Annotated in this window: 6 protein-coding genes; 2 read left to right on the top strand and 4 right to left on the bottom strand. The window is 24.6% G+C overall.

Features of this window, described 5'->3' with window-relative positions:
- Positions 1-143 precede the first annotated feature (143 nt).
- Positions 144-350: a PTS transporter subunit EIIB gene (locus Q0J90_RS05180; RefSeq protein ID WP_297276886.1), complete on the bottom strand. Its 207-nt coding sequence runs from the start codon at positions 348-350 to the stop codon at positions 144-146.
- A 170-nt stretch (positions 351-520) separates the two neighbouring features.
- Between Q0J90_RS05180 and Q0J90_RS05175 the strand changes: the two genes are divergently transcribed.
- Positions 521-1,240 carry an NERD domain-containing protein gene (locus Q0J90_RS05175; RefSeq protein WP_297276885.1) on the top strand — a complete coding sequence of 240 codons (720 nt, stop codon included), beginning with the start codon at positions 521-523 and terminating at the stop codon, positions 1,238-1,240.
- Between the two features lie 11 nt (positions 1,241-1,251).
- On the opposite strand, the gene treR is transcribed toward Q0J90_RS05175, so the two are convergent.
- From treR to Q0J90_RS05160, 3 genes are all read right to left on the bottom strand, one after another.
- On the bottom strand, positions 1,252-1,959 hold the full coding sequence (gene treR, locus Q0J90_RS05170; RefSeq protein WP_297276884.1) for a trehalose operon repressor: 708 nt from the start codon (positions 1,957-1,959) through the stop codon (positions 1,252-1,254).
- Between the two features lie 69 nt (positions 1,960-2,028).
- The gene (locus Q0J90_RS05165) at positions 2,029-2,988 is read right to left on the bottom strand and encodes a phosphatidylglycerol lysyltransferase domain-containing protein (protein ID WP_297276883.1); all 960 of its coding nucleotides are present in this window, start codon (positions 2,986-2,988) and stop codon (positions 2,029-2,031) included.
- 87 nt (positions 2,989-3,075) lie between these two features.
- Positions 3,076-3,630 carry a flavodoxin family protein gene (locus Q0J90_RS05160; RefSeq protein ID WP_297276882.1) on the bottom strand — a complete coding sequence of 185 codons (555 nt, stop codon included), beginning with the start codon at positions 3,628-3,630 and terminating at the stop codon, positions 3,076-3,078.
- A gap of 124 nt (positions 3,631-3,754) precedes the next feature.
- Here Q0J90_RS05160 and Q0J90_RS05155 point away from each other — a divergent pair.
- Positions 3,755-3,981 (top strand): helix-turn-helix domain-containing protein (locus Q0J90_RS05155; protein WP_297276881.1); only part of this gene is annotated, 227 nt, incomplete at its 3' end.

Raw genomic sequence — 3,981 nt, 5'->3', positions numbered from 1 at the left:
ATAAGAGGTGAAAATATTTCTGCTATGTTAGACATTAAACGCTGCAGGAATGTTTGATTGCCTTTTGCTGATTCTTTTACAGCATCTTTGCTCACTCCTTCTATACCAGAAATTTTAACAAATTCATTATAATATTCTGAAACCTAATTACCTATTATTACTTGAAATTGTCCGGACTGAGTGAAAGTACCTTTGGTAGATTTTAAATTTTCAATAGCTTTAATATCTGCTTTTTTAGTATCTGCCAAAACAAAACGCATTCTTGTAACACAATGAGTTATTACCTTAACATTTTCTTTACCGCCAACATATTTTAATAATAAGGCGGCGTCTTCAGTGAATTTTCCCATAAATATATCTCCATAATTTTATTCTATTATCCCCGTACTTGTACGTATATAATAACATATACGTACAAGTTTGTCAATTGTATTTTATGATTTTTATTAATTTAAATTATTGATAAATAATGACTAAGGATTATAATTATTTATATGATATGTAAAAGGATATTATAATCATGGGATTATTAAATGATTTTACTAATAAACTTATTCCTAATTTTTTATATACTGATTCACTTAAAGGAAAAGTTGGAGAATTTGAAGTTAATTCTGCTTTAAATCCATTTTTATTTAGTGAAGTTGAACATAGGCAGATAAATAATCTAGTAATAATTGATGATAATAGAAAAACTCATCAAATAGATCATATTGAAATAAGAAGAAATGGTATATTTTGTATAGAAACTAAAAATTACAGCGGGTTTATATTTGGAAGTGAAAATCAAGAAAAATGGACTCAATGTTTAAGACATGGTAAAAAGAATTATTTTTATAATCCGATAAAACAAAATAAATCTCATGTATTTCATTTAAAAAAATTATTGGATAATAAATATAATATTCATTCATTAATTGTATTTACTCAAAACAATGCTGATAAAATAGATATAAATAATGTTATTAATTTATGCGATTTAAAAAATTATTTAAATAATTTTAATGAAGGAAATAATTATACTATTGATGAAATGAATTATATTTATGAAAAACTAATATCAAATCATACTAATATTTCAAATTCAGAGCATATAAAAAACATAAATGATACTAAACAAGAAATTAATAATGGTATATGTCCAAGATGTAAAGGAAAATTAATTTTAAGAGAAGGCAAATACGGTCAATTTTACGGATGCAGTAATTATCCAAATTGTAAATTTACAATAAAAAAGTAGTATTAGATTTATTATCTTCTTGCAAAATCTCTGAATTTAAATTTATCCGGTCTATGTCTTGCGGATGTTACTTGAAATACTTTAGTATCTGATAAAAATGTTTTTGATTCTACATTTATTATCATATTATATCCTTTTAAATCTAATAGTTTTTTATCATTAGAATTTACTTTTTCGCAGGATATTTCTCTTTCGGCATAAGATATTTTTAATTGCAAATTATTTTCTATATATTCATATAAAGAATCTTTTAAAATATTTTCATCTATAAATGGTATAATACTAGCATTGATAAAATCTATATCTAGTATAATATTTTCTCCATCTATATTTCTAATTCTCTCTATAGCCCAAACTTTATCATCATCATTTAGTTTCAATTCTTTTTTTATAATTGGATCCGGTTTTATGCATTCACATCTATGAACTATAGTTTCTACTTTACCATACATTTTTGAAGCAACTTCTTTAAAACTGAATATTCCGCCGAATTCAAAATTGTATATATTAGAATTAATTACGATAGAACCTTTACCTTTATGTTTGTGTATGCATCCATTATTGGATAATAGTTGAAGTGATTTTCTTATAGTATCTCTTGAGGCTTCATATTCTTTCATCAATTCATATTCACTAGGAAGTATGTCGCCCTTTTTATAATATCCGAATTTGATTTTTTCAAGTAAGCTATTATAAATTTCTTCGTACTTTGATGACATAAAAACCTCTGATTTGATTATGAAATTATAATATAAAAACTTATGATTGTAAAGCAGATTTTGTTTATTTTAAAAATCAGTACAAAAACCTTGATATTTTTCAACATATCCTATAGGGTTATATGACATCTTAGCTTTTCTAAGTCCTAAATCTCCAACATCCTGTTCGCGGTTTACAAATTTAAATCTATTATCACTATCAATTAAATTTTCTAAAAATAATCTATTAATAGCCTGGTAGCTTCCTTTATAGTCCCTATCCCCTCTTTCTGAATGAACTACTATAGTATCTCTCATACTTAAATCAGCTATAGTATATGCAGCAATTTTTTTATTTATATATATAACACCTCCTGCTATATAGTTGATATTATCCCAATTATCTAATAATGTTTTTATCATTGCAATATCAGCTTCTGCTCTGATTTCATGCGATATTAATTTTGATGTTTCAAAAGCTTCGCATGATTCTATAGCTTCATCATTATTATTGATATTCTCAGCATTATTATTTAATTCATCTATCTCCCATTTGCTCTCAAAATCAAATATCTTATCCACCATAGAACTATCTATATGTTTGTATTCAAAATCATTTTTTATAAATTGATTATATAAATTTTTCTTTTTATGAAATTTTTTTCCTGATAAGTTTTTAAGTTCATCTAAATCATATATATATTCCCATTCATCTCTTGATTCTTTTACCTTTATTTTTGTTGTTTTTTCCCAGAATAATGCAAGTTCTTTAGGAATTCTTATTATGCTTTCACCTGATATTTCGCATGGGCTCATATCATTGCAAAAATTAGTATTAAACCAATCTCCTATAGGAGCCCAATAAATTGTATACGGGGATTTCTGCCTTATCCAAACCAATTTTTCAGTGAAAGCCCATTCAAGCATATAAATATCTTTAAGACCAAATAAGTTCATAAATGTATAATCAGCTGACTGCTGAGGTGTTATAGAAAAATATTTATGATAAAGTTCCTGTTTTTCTAATGTTATTGGTTCAAAATTTAGCATATAAAATCCTTAATCATATTTTAGATATCATGTAATTTTATTAATTATTGACCATATATTATATATCAAAAATAATTAATGTAAATATTACATTATAGATTTTCCCATTTCAAAAGCATTTTTTAATTCTTCCTTACCTTTTATATCTCCAATATTAAATACTCCTCCTGCTATTAAATATCCTAAATCTTTCCATCCAAGATAATTTAATAAATACTGATAATATTCTATAACAGGCTTAGAATTATTTTCATCATTTCCTTCAGCAGCCATTAACATAAAACATTCTTTGTAAGGTGTTTTATAGTTAGGATCGATTTCAGTTACTGCAAATAATCTATCTATAGCCATTTTTAATTGAGCAGAAAAAGACCAATAATACATGGGTGAAGCTAATACCAATATATCTGCTTCTTTATAATAAGGATATACTTTTAACATATCATCTTTTTGAGAGCATGGACTTTCTTTATCTTTTCCTCCTTTCAAACATCCTTTGCAGCAATGAATATTCATTTTATCTAAATCAAATCTTATTACATCATGCCCTTTATCTATTGCACCTTTTGTGAACTCTTCTATTAAGTCAGAAGTATTTCCATTCATCCTAGGACTTCCATTTAATATTAATATTTTTTTCATTTTATTACTCCTATATTATAAATTATTATTGATATTATTATTATAGTATTATATATTATTAATAACAAGTACACACAAAAATGTTATATACTAACTATAAGTAAAGTATTAGAGGAGTAAAATTATGGAAAAGAATAAATTAAAAGAAAAATATATGGAAGATACAGGTTTTGCATATACTATGTCATTGATATCAGGTAAATATAAGATGATAATATTATATATATTATCAGAATTGAAAGTTGTAAGATATAATGAATTAAAAAGAATAATATATAATATATCTCATAAAACATTGAGTTTATCTTTGAAAGAATTGGAGAAAGATGATTTAATAGTAAGAAAAGAATA

The organism is uncultured Brachyspira sp. (assembly GCF_944390595.1).
Classification (GTDB): domain Bacteria; phylum Spirochaetota; class Brachyspiria; order Brachyspirales; family Brachyspiraceae; genus Brachyspira.
This window is presented reverse-complemented; position numbering and strand designations above follow the sequence as displayed.